Below are 13,314 nucleotides of genomic sequence, written 5' to 3'. Positions count from 1 at the left end.
TTATCGTCCTATTTATTTTTAACAGAGCAAACTATCCCTGCAATTATATCAGATAAGGATTAGGCATCCAGTGAATTTTGAACTAATATGCTCGATTAAGAATCTCAAAACAATTAAAAAAGACCCTCAACCAAATAGGTTGAGAGCCTTGAAACGTAGATATATTAACGTTTTGAGAACTGAGGTGCACGACGTGCGCCTTTAAGACCGTATTTCTTACGTTCTTTCATACGAGCATCACGAGTTAGGTAGCCTTCGCGTTTTAAAGAAGCACGATATTCTGGATCAGCTTCTAATAGTGCACGAGCGATACCGTGACGGATTGCACCAGCTTGACCAGTGAATCCACCACCATGAACGTTAACTAACACGTCATAAGTTCCTTCTGTTTCAGTAGCAGCTAGTGGCTGGTTAAGAATTAGAAGTTGTGTTTCATATGGGAAATAGTCTTTAGCTTCACGACCATTAATAGTAACATTACCTGTGCCTGGTACTAAACGTACACGAGCAGTTGAACTTTTTCTACGACCTGTGCCGTAATATTGTACTTGTGCCAATTGTTTAACCTCCTTCTATTTATCCACGAAGTTCGTAAACTTCTGGTTTTTGTGCTTGATTATTATGTTCTGGTCCTCTGTATACATGCAATTTCTTCGCCATTTTGCGACCTAATGGACCTTTTGGAAGCATCCCTTTGATTGCTCTTTCTAGCATTTCTTGAGGATACTTAGTACGCATTTCGTCTGCGTTACGCTCTCTCATTCCGCCTGGATGACCTGAATGATTGTAGTACATTTTGTCATTGATTTTGTTTCCAGTTAATTCTATTTTCTCAGCATTGATAATGATAACATTATCTCCTGTGTCTGCATGTGGTGTGTAAGTTGGTTTGTGCTTTCCACGAAGGATTGCAGCAACTTCACTTGATAAACGACCAAGTCTTTGACCTTCAGCATCCACAACAAGCCATTTGCGTTCGATATTAGCTTCATTCGCCATAAAAGTTGTGCGCATGATAATTTCCCTCCATATATTAAAAAATTCGTTTCAAATTTGTTATTCCTATATTCAACATAATTAGATTCCGGGGCTAATCATGGTTTATTAAGAAATAAAATGCCATAAACAATAATATAACATATGACGGGTAATTGTCAAGTTCTGCAGGCATTTATTTATCATATTTTACTTGCCATAAATACAGTCCTTGAGGTGCAATTGTTTTGCCGGCAAGCTGGCGATTTTTCCCGTCTAATAGCGTTTCAATATCGGTTGGATTTCTTCTTCCTTGCCCGATATCTAATAACACGCTAACCATTATTCGAACCATATTATATAAAAAGCCAGATCCGCGGAAAATGAACTCAATTTCGGCTCCTTTTCGATTGCAGGTTGCTTGATAAATTGTTCTTATCTTAGTGCCTTTCGTTGTCGCCTTTGCCGAGGAAAACGTTGTGAAATCATGTGTTCCCTCTAAATAGCGACACGCCTTCTGCATCTTCTCCATGTCGAGATTATATGAAAAATAATAGGCGTAGTTTCGTTTAAATACGTCTGGCTCTTCTGCATTCCAAACGAAATAGTGATATTCCTTTTCCACTGCACTGTATCTCGCATGAAATGCATCTGTAACCCTTTCGACCCTATCAATATAGACATCATCTGGCAAGATGGTATTCATTGCTCGTTTCCAGCCTAATTCCGGGATATCTAAGGGGGAATCGAAATGAATCACTTGTCCCTTTGCATGGACCCCTGCATCCGTTCTACCAGATGCCTGCAGACGAATCGATTCTCCTTTATGAATCTGTTTAAGAGCTTTTTCCAATTCGCCTTGAACGGTACGCTTTGTTGGCTGAAATTGGAAGCCAAAGAAACCGGAACCGTCATAAATGATTGTACATTTTAGTCTTCCCATCCTAGTCCAGCCTTTCTTACGAATACGTTCGTGTTAAAAATAATAAAATCATGACACATGCAAATAGAAGATAGACCATGATATCCCGGAGTTCAATTTTCAGTTCTCGCAGCTTGGTACGCCCTTCTCCACCTTGATACCCACGCGCCTCCATTGCCATTGCGAGCTCTTCTGCTCGTTTAAATGCACTGACAAACAGGGGAACCAACAGTGGCACAACTGCCTTAATCCGGTCCTTTATTGGCCCTGTCCTAAAATCAACACCGCGCGATGCTTGTGCCCTTGAAATCTTATCTGTTTCCTGCATTAGTGTAGGAATAAAGCGTAAGGAAATCGACATCATCAATGCAAGCTCATGGACTGGAAATCTAACTTTGTTTAATGGTCGGAGCATGTCTTCAATTGCATCGGTTATTTCAATCGGTGTCGTTGTTAATGTAAGCAATGAGGTCACAAGGATTAACAGGAAGAACCGGATCGAAATAGCAATCCCTTGAATGACACCACCAGAGTAAAATTCAAAAATCCAGAAATCAAAAATAATAGTTCCTTCTTTTGTAACAAATAAGTGCAAAATAAACGTAAATATAATTAAGAACCATACCGGGGTAAGACCCTTTATAATAAACCGTATTGGCACTCTTGAGGTGAACATGCATGCAAGTGCAAATACGACCAGTACACTGTAGCTCGGCAAACTATTTGCAAAAAACACGGTAAATACATAGAAAAAGATAATCGTAATCTTTGTTCTCGGGTCCAATTTATGAACAAGTGAATTACCGGGGACATACTGACCAATAATTAAGGAATTATTCATTATACTTTCGCTCCTTTAACTACCGGCTGTATCGCCTGTGCTAGATCCTTGATCGTTTGCTTTTCAAAAGGAATATTCTCGCTGAATCTCTCATTGAAGGAGTTCAAAAAGCGAACCATCTCAGGTACATCTAATTGTACTTGATTGAGTGCTTCTTTTTGAGTAAAAACCTCCTCAGGCCTTCCTTCCATATACTTGGTCCCTTTATTTAAAATGATTACTTGATCCGCATACTTTACAGCATCCTCCATGCTATGTGTGACAAGAACAGTCGTTAAGCCTTGTTCCTTGTGTAAACGATAAAACATTTCCATAATTTCCTTCTGTCCACGAGGATCAAGTCCAGCTGTCGGCTCGTCTAATACGAGTACATCTGGTTTAACGGCCAGAACACCAGCAATCGCGACCCTGCGCATCTGTCCGCCACTTAAATCGAATGGCGACCGCTCTAATACGTTTTCAGGCAGTCCTACTGCAGGGATAATCGCCTCGATACGTTTTTTAATCTCTTCTTTTGGAACATTGAAGTTCTCGGGGCCAAACGCAATATCCCTCTCAACGGTTTCTTCAAATAATTGATGCTCTGGATATTGAAAAACAACGCCAACTCGGCTGCGTAATTCTTTCATATTCTTCGGCTTGTCTTCCTTTGACAGATGATAATCACCAATTGATACAATCCCCTCTGTTGGCACAGATAGACCGTTTAAATGATTAATCAACGTTGACTTACCGGAACCGGTGTGACCGATAATTGCTACAAACGAACCAGATTCAATATGAAATGAAACATCAGATAATGCCTTATGTTCGAATGGTGAATTAGGTTGATAAATGTAAGTTACGTTCTCGAATTTAATGTCCATAATTCCTCCAGCAGCTCTTCGTGGTTTAATGGTTCTTGCGAAATCGTGATTCCCACTTGTTTTAGTTCATCGGCTAAAATGGCTACAAATGGTACATCAAGTCCGATTTTTCGAAGTTCATCTTTTTTGGAGAATATTTCTCGTGGAGTAGCTTCATCCCATATTTCTCCTTCGTTCATAACAATAACGCGGTCAGCTTGGACAACTTCATGTAAATCATGCGTGATCGTGATTAAGGAAAGCCCTTGACTATTCTGGAGCTGTGACACTGTTTCCATAATTTCTTTTCGGCCATTCGGATCAAGCATTGCCGTCGCTTCATCAAGAATAAGTACTTTCGGCGAAATTGCCAACACACTTGCAATCGCAACACGCTGTTTTTGCCCACCAGATAGTCGATGTGGCTCTGTCAGCCGATAAGCCTGCATGCCTACTGCTTTCAATGTTTCATCAATTCGCTTCACCATATCTTCGCGGGGAAACCCGCGATTTTCCATCCCAAAGGCAACATCATCCTGAACAGTCGCCCCTACAAACTGATTATCTGGATTTTGAAATACCATTCCAACTTCCTTGCGAATATTCCAAATTGATTCCTCATTTACCAGTTGTCCATCTATGACAATCTCCCCTTGCTGCGGGAATAGCAATCCATTTACAAGCTTAGCTATTGTGGATTTTCCAGAGCCATTATGGCCAATAATAGCTACCCACTCATCTTCATAGATTTCAAATGAAACATTTTTCAATACCCAAGGCTGCTCTTCTCCATATCGAAACGATACATTTCTAAACTCAATTAACCTTTTACTCATTAAAAATACCTCTCCTAACCTGTCTCCTGCCTGGGATTTATTGTGTAACTGTTATTAGTTTTATCGGGCTGATATTGTGTTTCTTCTGGGTGATATAGTTCCGGTTGTTACGGCTTCTCTCGTCGTGCTTATATCGCCTTATCATAGGCGATATAGATATAACGCGTTTCTACACTCCGAGCGCCAAGACCGTGCGCTATAAGGTCTCCTGCTTATGCCCTCCGTCTCTGGGCAAGCCCGCTGCACTTTTCTCTGTCTAGTTGCGCGTGGGCTAGAGACTGCTGCACTTTTTTTCTTTTACTACAAAAAAAGGGCTTGGATTCACCTCGTGAGAGATTAAAGTCCTGCCCTTGCCGCATGTTTCTTGTTTAGACCAATTCAATGATTGCCATTTTTGCGCCATCGCCTTGGCGTTCACCAAGTTTAAGAACACGTGTGTATCCACCTTGTCTCTCATCGTAGCGTTTTGCAACATCATCAAAAAGTTTTTGAATTACATTATTTTCTTCATCAGCCTCTTTGTTGTAAAGGAATGCTGCTGCTTGACGGCGAGCGTGAAGATCTCCACGTTTACCTAATGTAATCATTTTATCTACAATCGATTTTAAATCCTTCGCTTTTGCTTCTGTAGTTTCAATCCGTTCATGAATAATTAAATCAGATGCAAGGTTACGAAGTAATGCCATACGGCTGTCTGTACTACGTCCAAATTTTCTAGCCATGTTAGTACCTCCCTTTCAAAAATCTCTAAAGGTGACTGTGTTTATCAGTCGTCATTACGCAAACCTAAATCAAGATCTGCTAATTTATGTTTAACTTCTTCAAGTGATTTACGACCTAAATTACGAACCTTCATCATATCTTCTTCGCTCTTATTTGCAAGCTCTTGAACGGTATTAATTCCAGCGCGTTTTAAGCAGTTATAAGACCTAACAGAAAGATCAAGTTCTTCGATTGTCATTTCCATAACTTTCTCTTTTTGGTCTTCCTCTTTTTCAACCATGATTTCGGCATTTTGTGCCTCATCCGTTAGCCCTACGAAAATATTAAAATGCTCTGTAACGATTTTAGCACCCAAAGAAACTGCTTCTTCAGGACGAATGCTTCCATCTGTAGAGACATCTAATGTTAATTTATCATAGTTTGCATTTTGACCTACTCGAGTGTTTTCTACTTGGTAGGAAACACGTGATACAGGTGTAAAGATTGAATCAATCGCAATAACGCCTATTGGTTGATCCTCATGTTTATTCTGCTCAGCTTGGCGATATCCTCGACCACGCTCAGCTGTCATTCTCATGTTTAAAGCGCCTTTACTATTTAAAGTAGCGATCTTCAATTCCGGATTCAACACTTCTACATCACTGTCATACGTGAGGTCAGCAGCAGTTACTACCCCTTCACCTTGAACAGATAATTCGATTGTTTTCGGTTCATCAGAATAAATCTTAAGTGCTAACTTCTTTAAGCTCAAAATAATTTGAGTGACATCTTCCACAACTCCATCAATCGTCGAGAACTCATGTAAAGCACCATCAATTTGAATTGATGTAACAGCAGCACCTGGAAGTGAGGATAGTAAGATACGACGCAAGGAGTTTCCTAGAGTGGCACCATATCCACGTTCAAGTGGTTCTACTACGAATTTCCCGAAAGTAGCATCGTCGCTAATTTCAATCGTTTCAATATTTGGCTTTTCTATTTCGATCATTCAACAAAACCCTCCTTTAAAACGTCGAAACCCCGGCTAGACCCTTGTCTAACCGAAATTCCTCAATAGGCAGTTGGCGTTTCTGCACTACCTGTAATTCATTCGTACTGTCCTGTCCTGATGTCTTAAAAATAAACTTTACTTTTTTTAGCTATCATAACCCATTATAGACAGGGTGACAAATTCTATACGGTAAAATTATACACGACGACGTTTTGGTGGGCGGCATCCATTATGAGGAACTGGTGTTACATCAACAATTGCTGTAACTTCTAAACCAGCTGCTTGAAGTGAACGAATTGCTGCTTCACGTCCAGCTCCTGGCCCTTTAACAGTAACTTCTAATGTCTTCATGCCGTTTTCGATTGCTGACTTAGCCACAGTTTCTGCAGCCATTTGAGCAGCAAATGGAGTTGATTTACGTGAACCTTTAAAGCCTAATGCACCTGCTGAACTCCAACCAACTGCATTACCTTGTGTATCCGTAATTGTAACAATTGTATTGTTAAATGTTGAACGGATATGGGCGATACCTGATTCAATATTCTTTTTCACACGACGCTTACGTGTATTAGTATTACGTGCCATTGATTAGTTAACCTCCTTTACTGCTTTATTTTTTCTTGTTAGCCATTGTACGACGTGGGCCTTTACGAGTACGTGAGTTGTTTTTAGTATGTTGTCCACGAACTGGTAAGCTACGACGATGACGAAGGCCTCTATAAGAACCAATTTCGATCAAACGTTTAATGTTAAGTGATACTTCACGACGAAGGTCACCTTCTGTATTGTATTGATCGATTGCTGTACGAATTCTACCTAATTCGTCTTCAGTTAAATCACGAACACGAGTGTCTTCTGAAACGCCTGCTTCTTTAAGGACTTTCTGTGCGGTAACTTTACCAATTCCAAAGATATATGTTAAAGAAATGACAACACGTTTATCACGTGGGATGTCAATACCTGCTATACGTGCCATAGAATAGTTGCACCTCCTAAGGTTTTAGCCTTGTTTTTGTTTGTGTTTGGGATTTTCGCAAATCACCATTACTTTACCTTTACGCTTAATTACTTTACATTTTTCACATATTGGTTTTACAGATGCTCTTACTTTCATCATCTTTACCTCCTTTTATATCGGAGCTCGTTTATTTATAACGATACGTAATTCGTCCTTTTGTCAAATCATACGGAGAAAGCTCAACCGTTACTTTGTCACCTGGCAGAATACGGATAAAATGCATACGGATTTTACCAGATACATGTGCTAAGACCGTATGGCCGTTTTCAAGCTCTACTTTAAACATTGCATTAGGCAATGTATCTGTTACGGTGCCTTCTACTTCAATTACATCATCTTTTGCCATCGTGTAGATCTCCCTTCTTCAAATCAGTCACAATCTCACTTTTAAACTTAGATATGGCAAATCGCAATTTCCCATTTGTGACACGACCAGTTTCTAGAAGGCTGTTATGGACTTCTGGGGAAATATAGTCCATCTTCTCAAGGTGATGTAGATTCTTTCTCTTTGGCCTATTCGTCTTCCGCCTCTCCCCATCGGCTAACAAGACAGAATGATGATCCACTACATGAACGATTATCATATAAAGACCTGCTTCACGACCTTGCAAAATACGAACAACCTGACCTAGCATCAGAACCTGATCTCCTGTGTTCAACAACGATCACCTGCACTAAGGCATTAGAAAATATTCTCCCTCTTAAAGGGCTACTTCTATATTTGACCTGTGTCACTTTATTAAAGCAATACATGTTATTTTTAAAATTACTCACGACTTTAATTATAACTTTTTACAGATAGAAATGCATCAATTCTGCGTTAGATGTAATTAAGATCGTATTATTTTACAAGTTTTTGTTGAATATCTTTGAAAACATCGTCAATTTCTTGATTTCCGTTAACAGTAACAAGATATCCTTTTTCTTGGTAAAAGTCGAGTAATGGTTTTGTCTGCTCGATATTCACGGCTAAACGTCTTTTCACTGTTTCGGCTTTATCATCATCACGTTGAATTAACTGTGATCCGTCTTTATCGCAAATACCTTCTACTTTAGGAGGGTTAAATTCGATATGATAGGCTGTTCCACATGTTGGACAAATTCTACGACCCGTTAGACGCTCCACTAATTTTTCTTCCGGTACGTCTACATGTAATACGTAGTCAATGGATTCACCAAGATCTGAAAGAAGTTGTTGTAATGCTTCTGCTTGAGCAATCGTTCTTGGAAAACCATCCAATAAAAAGCCATTCTTGCAGTCATCCTTACTTAAACGTTCCTTCACAATTCCAATTGTAACTTCATCTGGAACAAGATCTCCGCGATCCATATATTCCTTCGCTTTCTTACCAAGATCAGTACCCTCTTTGATGCTTAGGCGAAACATATCCCCTGTTGAAATATGCGGGATATTATATTTATCATTAATTTTCTCTGCCTGTGTACCTTTTCCAGCACCAGGTAATCCCATTAAAATTAAATTCATCGATTTTCCTCGCTCTCATTGGCAGCAGAGAACTATTTAATAAACCCTTTGTAGTGACGCTTCACTAACTGACTTTCCAGTTGTTTCATTGTTTGCAATGCTACACCTACAACGATTAGTAAACTAGTGCCGCCGATTTGTACTGCGCTAGGCAGATTAGCAAGACTACCTAAGATGATTGGTAATATAGAAACTGCACCTAAGAAAATTGCACCAACGAATGTTAAACGATATAACACACGGGTAAGATACGTCTCTGTATTATTCCCTGGACGAATTCCAGGAATATAGCCACCTTGTTTTTGCAAGTTCTCTGCCATTTGTTCAGGATTAACCTGAATAAATGTGTAGAAATACGTAAATGCAATAATTAAGGCTAAGTATATTACCATACCAATAGGTTGTGTATAATCAAATATGCTCATAATTGTTGTAGCTACTTGATTACCTTCAAAGAAACTAGCAACCGTGCTTGGTGCCATCATAAACGCTACTGCAAAGATTACTGGAATAACCCCTGCACCATTTACTTTTAATGGTAAATGTGTTGACTGACCACCGACTGGAGAACGATTTACAAGTTTTTTTGCGTATTGAACTGGTATTTTTCTTAATGCTTGGTTAACAAATATAACTCCAACTACAACTGCTATTGCAACTAATACAATTAAGGCTACGATAATAATGTTGATAAATAGTTCGTCTCCTGGATTTACAAAATATTGACTATACAATTGCCCAACACCGTTCGGTACTGCAGCAACGATACCAGCAAAAATAATTACAGAGATCCCATTTCCAACACCATGTGCTGTAATTTGTTCACCTAACCACATTAAAAATGCTGTACCAGCCGTTAATACAATTGAAATCACAAGAAATTTCATAAAACTAGGATCAACTATTAACAAACCACCGGCCATTGCATTAAACCCTGCTGACATAGCAATTGCTTGAATAAATGCAAATCCGATTGCTGCATAGCGTGTAACCTGTGCAATTTTTTTACGTCCCATCTCGCCTTGCTTCTTCCATTCTGCGAACTTAGGAACAATATCCATTTGCAATAATTGCATGATAATCGATGCCGTAATGTAAGGCATAATTCCCATGGCAAAAATTGAAAAGTTCTGTAATGCTCCACCACCGAATGTATTTAAGAGTCCAAAGACGTTCTGTTGGTTCATAAAGTCTATCGCTGCTTTATCTGTAAATGGCACAGGAATGAACGTGCCTAGACGAAAAACAATTAACATTAATAATGTGAATACTATTTTTCGTCTAATGTCAGCCACGCGCCAAAAATTGGAGATTGTACGAAACATTAGATCACCTCAGTCTTACCGCCCGCTGTCTCAATAGCTTCTTTGGCAGAAGCAGAGAACTTATGAGCTTTTACTGTTAGTTTCTTTTCGATAGCGCCTTTACCAAGCACCTTAATGCCGGAATTCAATTTGCTCACGATACCTTCTTCAAGTAATAGCTCTGGTGTAATTTCTGTGCCTTCTTCAAAGCGATTTAATGCATCTAAGTTAACTATAGCAAACTCTTTACGATTAATGTTGCTAAAGCCACGTTTCGGTAAACGTTGGAACAATGGCATTTGACCACCTTCGAACCCTGGACGTACACCGCCGCCTGAACGAGCGTTTTGTCCTTTGTGCCCTCTGCCAGAAGTCTTTCCGTTACCTGAGGACGTTCCACGACCCACACGATTTCTCTCTTTGCGAGTTCCTTCTGATGCTTTTAATTCATGAAGTTTCATACAAGCACCTCCTCTTTAAGCTTTATAATATTATAATTCTTTAACTGTTACAAGATGAGACACGACATTGATCATACCACGAACAACTGGAGTATCTTCACGAACAACGGACTGGCGAATTTTCTTAAGTCCTAGTGCTTCAACAGTTTTAATTTGTTTTTCTTTTCGACCAATAACACTCCGTGTGAGGGTGATTTCTAATTGTTTAGACATATTGTTTCCCTCCCTATTATCCTAACAGTTCTTCTACAGACTTTCCACGTAGTTTTGCTACGTCTTCTGCACGTTTTAATTGTGTTAAGCCTTCTAATGTTGCACGAATCATATTAATTGGTGTGTTTGCGCCTAATGATTTTGTAAGAATATCACCGATACCAGCAAGTTCTAATACCGCACGAACTGGACCACCAGAGATAACTCCAGTACCTTCAGAAGCTGGTTTCATTAATACATGACCAGATCCAAATCTACCATTCACAGTGTGTGGAATAGTAGTTCCAACGATTGGCACAGTAATTAAGTTTTTCTTTGCATCATCTACTGCTTTTTTAATAGCTTCTGGTACTTCTTGTGCTTTACCAGTACCAAAACCTACATGACCGTTCTTATCTCCAACAACAACTAGAGCTGCAAAACGGAAACGACGTCCACCTTTTACTACTTTAGCAACACGGTTTACCGTAACAACACGTTCTTCAAGTTCTAATTTATTCGGATCAATGTTTGTTTTCATTTAAGAGTTCCCTCCTTTTTTATTAAAATTCAAGACCTGCCTCACGAGCAGCTTCCGCCAACGCTTTTATACGACCATGGTATAGATAGCCTCCGCGATCAAAAACAACGGATTTTACTCCTTTTTCTTGAGCACGCTTTGCTACCATTTCACCGACTTTTTTAGCTGCATCTACATTGCTAGTAACTTCAACATTAAGTTCTTTATCCTTTGTTGATGCACTTGCTAATGTTACGCCGTTATTATCATCGATAATTTGTGCGTAGATATTTTTATTTGAGCGATATACGTTTAAACGAGGACGTGCTTCAGTTCCAGTTAAGTTTTTACGAACTCGGCCATGTCTCTTTTTACGTAGTACATTTCTGTCAGGCTTTGTGATCATCTAGGTCACTCCTTTCTTGCTTGCTAACTAATCTTACTTAGCAGTTTTACCTTCTTTACGGCGAACAAATTCACCAACGTAGCGAATTCCTTTACCTTTATATGGCTCAGGTGGTCTGATTGCTCTAATGTTTGAAGCAACTGCACCAACTAATTCTTTATCGATACCTTTAATTGTCAATTGAGTATTCTTCGGTACTTCAATTTCAATACCTTCGATTGGATCAATTTCAACTGGGTTTGAGTAACCAGCGTTAACCACTAGTTTCTTACCTTGCATTTGAGCACGGTAACCAACACCAATCATTTCTAGGTTCTTTTCAAAACCTTTGCTTACACCCTCAACCATGTTGTTGATTAAACTACGAGTAGTTCCGTGTAATGCACGATGTTCTTTAGCATCTGATGGACGTTCAACAGTAAGAACATTATCATTTATATTAATTTTCATATCTGGATGTAGATCTCTTGATAATTCACCTTTTGGTCCTTTAACAGTAATTGTAGTGCCATTAAGGTTAATGTCTACACCTTGTGGAATTTCAATTAATTTAAGTCCTATACGAGACATTCCATGCACCTCCTTAATTAAAAAATGTTAATTACCAAACGTATGCGACTACTTCGCCACCAACAGCTTGTGAACGTGCTTCTTTATCAGAAAGCACACCTTTAGATGTTGACACGATAGCGATACCTAAACCATTAAGTACACGAGGTACTTCATTAGCTTTAGCGTATACACGTAGACCTGGTTTGCTAATACGTTTAATTCCTGTGATTACTCGTTCTTCGTTTACACCGTACTTAAGGAAAATACGCAAAACGCCTTGTTTATTGTCTTCGATTAATTCATAATCTTTAACAAAACCCTCACGTTTAAGGATATCAGCGATATCTTTTTTCATTTTTGAAGCTGGAAGCTCCAGTTGTTCATGTTTTACTGTATTCGCATTACGAATGCGAGTTAACATATCTGCGATTGGATCTGTCATAACCATTACTAATTACCTCCTTCCCGATTCGGGGTTTACCAACTTGCTTTTTTGACACCAGGAATTTGACCTTTATAGGCAAGTTCACGGAAACAAATACGGCAAAGTTTAAATTTACGAATTACTGAATGTGGACGTCCACAACGCTCACAGCGTGTATATTCTTGTACTTGATATTTATGTGTACGTTTTTGTTTCGCAACCATAGATTTTTTAGCCACAAATTTCCCTCCTTGTATTAGCTCTTAGCTTACTTTTGGAAAGGCATGCCTAACTGAGCTAAAAGTTCACGAGCTTCTTCGTCTGTATTAGAAGTTGTTACAATAACAATATCCATACCACGAACTTTGTTTACTTTATCATAATTGATTTCTGGGAAAATTAGCTGTTCTTTTACACCTAGAGTGTAATTTCCACGTCCATCAAAAGCTTTCTTAGAAATCCCACGGAAGTCACGTACACGTGGAAGTGAAACTGAGATCAACTTTTGTAAGAAATCATACATGCGTTCACCACGAAGGGTTACTTTTGTACCGATAGGCATTCCCTCACGAAGACGGAAACCAGCGATTGATTTCTTCGCACGAGTTACTAATGGTTTTTGACCAGAAATTAATGTCAATTCTTCAACAGCGCTATCTAATGCTTTAGAGTTTTGAACAGCGTCACCAACACCCATGTTGATTACGATTTTCTCAATCTTCGGCACTTGCATTACTGATTTGTAGTTAAATTTATTCATTAAAGATGGTGCAATTTCATCTTGATATTTTTGTCTTAATTGATTCATCATGTCGCCC

23 protein-coding genes are annotated in these 13,314 nt (G+C 39.1%); all 23 read right to left on the bottom strand.

Annotated features, from left to right (window positions below; all coding sequences use genetic code 11):
- Positions 1 to 164 precede the first annotated feature (164 nt).
- Entirely contained in the window at positions 165 to 557 is a 393-nt protein-coding gene (gene rpsI, locus CUC15_RS00830) for a 30S ribosomal protein S9 (protein ID WP_114914921.1), read from the bottom strand.
- Between the two features lie 19 nt (positions 558 to 576).
- Positions 577 to 1,014, bottom strand: coding sequence for a 50S ribosomal protein L13 (gene rplM, locus CUC15_RS00825; RefSeq protein ID WP_114914920.1), 438 nt, complete (start codon positions 1,012 to 1,014; stop codon positions 577 to 579).
- A 157-nt stretch (positions 1,015 to 1,171) separates the two neighbouring features.
- Entirely contained in the window at positions 1,172 to 1,918 is a 747-nt protein-coding gene (gene truA, locus CUC15_RS00820) for a tRNA pseudouridine(38-40) synthase TruA (protein WP_114914919.1), read from the bottom strand.
- A 16-nt stretch (positions 1,919 to 1,934) separates the two neighbouring features.
- Positions 1,935 to 2,738, bottom strand: coding sequence for an energy-coupling factor transporter transmembrane component T family protein (locus tag CUC15_RS00815; RefSeq protein ID WP_114914918.1), 804 nt, complete (start codon positions 2,736 to 2,738; stop codon positions 1,935 to 1,937).
- Positions 2,738 to 3,604 carry an energy-coupling factor ABC transporter ATP-binding protein gene (locus CUC15_RS00810; RefSeq protein WP_114914917.1) on the bottom strand — a complete coding sequence of 289 codons (867 nt, stop codon included), beginning with the start codon at positions 3,602 to 3,604 and terminating at the stop codon, positions 2,738 to 2,740. The genes CUC15_RS00815 and CUC15_RS00810 overlap by 1 nt, the downstream gene beginning before the upstream one ends.
- Entirely contained in the window at positions 3,580 to 4,419 is an 840-nt protein-coding gene (locus tag CUC15_RS00805; protein ID WP_114914916.1) for an energy-coupling factor ABC transporter ATP-binding protein, read from the bottom strand. Before CUC15_RS00805 ends, CUC15_RS00810 begins: the two co-directional genes overlap by 25 nt.
- A gap of 368 nt (positions 4,420 to 4,787) precedes the next feature.
- Complete coding sequence (gene rplQ / locus CUC15_RS00800) at positions 4,788 to 5,141, bottom strand: 50S ribosomal protein L17 (protein ID WP_114914915.1); 354 nt, start codon at positions 5,139 to 5,141, stop codon at positions 4,788 to 4,790.
- A 44-nt stretch (positions 5,142 to 5,185) separates the two neighbouring features.
- Positions 5,186 to 6,130, bottom strand: a complete 945-nt coding sequence (locus CUC15_RS00795; RefSeq protein WP_114914914.1) for a DNA-directed RNA polymerase subunit alpha — start codon at positions 6,128 to 6,130, stop codon at positions 5,186 to 5,188.
- A 198-nt stretch (positions 6,131 to 6,328) separates the two neighbouring features.
- Positions 6,329 to 6,718, bottom strand: a complete 390-nt coding sequence (rpsK, locus tag CUC15_RS00790) for a 30S ribosomal protein S11 (RefSeq protein WP_114914913.1) — start codon at positions 6,716 to 6,718, stop codon at positions 6,329 to 6,331.
- A gap of 25 nt (positions 6,719 to 6,743) precedes the next feature.
- Positions 6,744 to 7,109: a 30S ribosomal protein S13 gene (gene rpsM / locus CUC15_RS00785; RefSeq protein WP_114914912.1), complete on the bottom strand. Its 366-nt coding sequence runs from the start codon at positions 7,107 to 7,109 to the stop codon at positions 6,744 to 6,746.
- A 24-nt stretch (positions 7,110 to 7,133) separates the two neighbouring features.
- A complete protein-coding gene (gene rpmJ, locus CUC15_RS00780) occupies positions 7,134 to 7,247 on the bottom strand; it encodes a 50S ribosomal protein L36 (protein WP_010095733.1) in 114 nt (37 codons plus the stop codon).
- Between the two features lie 31 nt (positions 7,248 to 7,278).
- Positions 7,279 to 7,497: a translation initiation factor IF-1 gene (gene infA, locus CUC15_RS00775; RefSeq protein WP_040985051.1), complete on the bottom strand. Its 219-nt coding sequence runs from the start codon at positions 7,495 to 7,497 to the stop codon at positions 7,279 to 7,281.
- Positions 7,484 to 7,786, bottom strand: coding sequence for a KOW domain-containing RNA-binding protein (locus tag CUC15_RS00770; RefSeq protein WP_114914911.1), 303 nt, complete (start codon positions 7,784 to 7,786; stop codon positions 7,484 to 7,486). Before CUC15_RS00770 ends, infA begins: the two co-directional genes overlap by 14 nt.
- Positions 7,787 to 7,992: 206 nt before the next feature.
- The gene (locus tag CUC15_RS00765; RefSeq protein ID WP_114914910.1) at positions 7,993 to 8,637 is read right to left on the bottom strand and encodes an adenylate kinase; all 645 of its coding nucleotides are present in this window, start codon (positions 8,635 to 8,637) and stop codon (positions 7,993 to 7,995) included.
- Between the two features lie 32 nt (positions 8,638 to 8,669).
- On the bottom strand, positions 8,670 to 9,962 hold the full coding sequence (gene secY / locus CUC15_RS00760) for a preprotein translocase subunit SecY (RefSeq protein WP_114914909.1): 1,293 nt from the start codon (positions 9,960 to 9,962) through the stop codon (positions 8,670 to 8,672).
- Complete coding sequence (gene rplO / locus CUC15_RS00755) at positions 9,962 to 10,402, bottom strand: 50S ribosomal protein L15 (RefSeq protein ID WP_114914908.1); 441 nt, start codon at positions 10,400 to 10,402, stop codon at positions 9,962 to 9,964. The genes secY and rplO overlap by 1 nt, the downstream gene beginning before the upstream one ends.
- Positions 10,403 to 10,432: 30 nt before the next feature.
- Positions 10,433 to 10,615, bottom strand: a complete 183-nt coding sequence (gene rpmD, locus CUC15_RS00750) for a 50S ribosomal protein L30 (protein ID WP_114914907.1) — start codon at positions 10,613 to 10,615, stop codon at positions 10,433 to 10,435.
- Positions 10,616 to 10,631: 16 nt separating this feature from the next.
- Complete coding sequence (gene rpsE / locus CUC15_RS00745) at positions 10,632 to 11,135, bottom strand: 30S ribosomal protein S5 (protein WP_114914906.1); 504 nt, start codon at positions 11,133 to 11,135, stop codon at positions 10,632 to 10,634.
- 22 nt (positions 11,136 to 11,157) lie between these two features.
- Complete coding sequence (rplR, locus tag CUC15_RS00740) at positions 11,158 to 11,520, bottom strand: 50S ribosomal protein L18 (protein WP_114914905.1); 363 nt, start codon at positions 11,518 to 11,520, stop codon at positions 11,158 to 11,160.
- Positions 11,521 to 11,553: 33 nt separating this feature from the next.
- Entirely contained in the window at positions 11,554 to 12,090 is a 537-nt protein-coding gene (gene rplF, locus CUC15_RS00735) for a 50S ribosomal protein L6 (RefSeq protein WP_114914904.1), read from the bottom strand.
- Between the two features lie 31 nt (positions 12,091 to 12,121).
- A complete protein-coding gene (gene rpsH / locus CUC15_RS00730) occupies positions 12,122 to 12,520 on the bottom strand; it encodes a 30S ribosomal protein S8 (protein ID WP_114914903.1) in 399 nt (132 codons plus the stop codon).
- A gap of 29 nt (positions 12,521 to 12,549) precedes the next feature.
- The gene (locus CUC15_RS00725; RefSeq protein ID WP_114914902.1) at positions 12,550 to 12,735 is read right to left on the bottom strand and encodes a type Z 30S ribosomal protein S14; all 186 of its coding nucleotides are present in this window, start codon (positions 12,733 to 12,735) and stop codon (positions 12,550 to 12,552) included.
- Between the two features lie 29 nt (positions 12,736 to 12,764).
- A complete protein-coding gene (gene rplE, locus CUC15_RS00720; RefSeq protein ID WP_114914901.1) occupies positions 12,765 to 13,304 on the bottom strand; it encodes a 50S ribosomal protein L5 in 540 nt (179 codons plus the stop codon).
- Between the last annotated feature and the right edge of the window lie 10 nt (positions 13,305 to 13,314).

Origin of the sequence: Oceanobacillus zhaokaii, assembly GCF_003352005.1 — a bacterium.
Lineage (GTDB): Bacteria > Bacillota > Bacilli > Bacillales > Amphibacillaceae > Oceanobacillus > Oceanobacillus zhaokaii.
The sequence above is the reverse complement of the archived record's forward strand: the minus strand, read 5'-3'. Positions and strand labels throughout refer to the sequence as shown.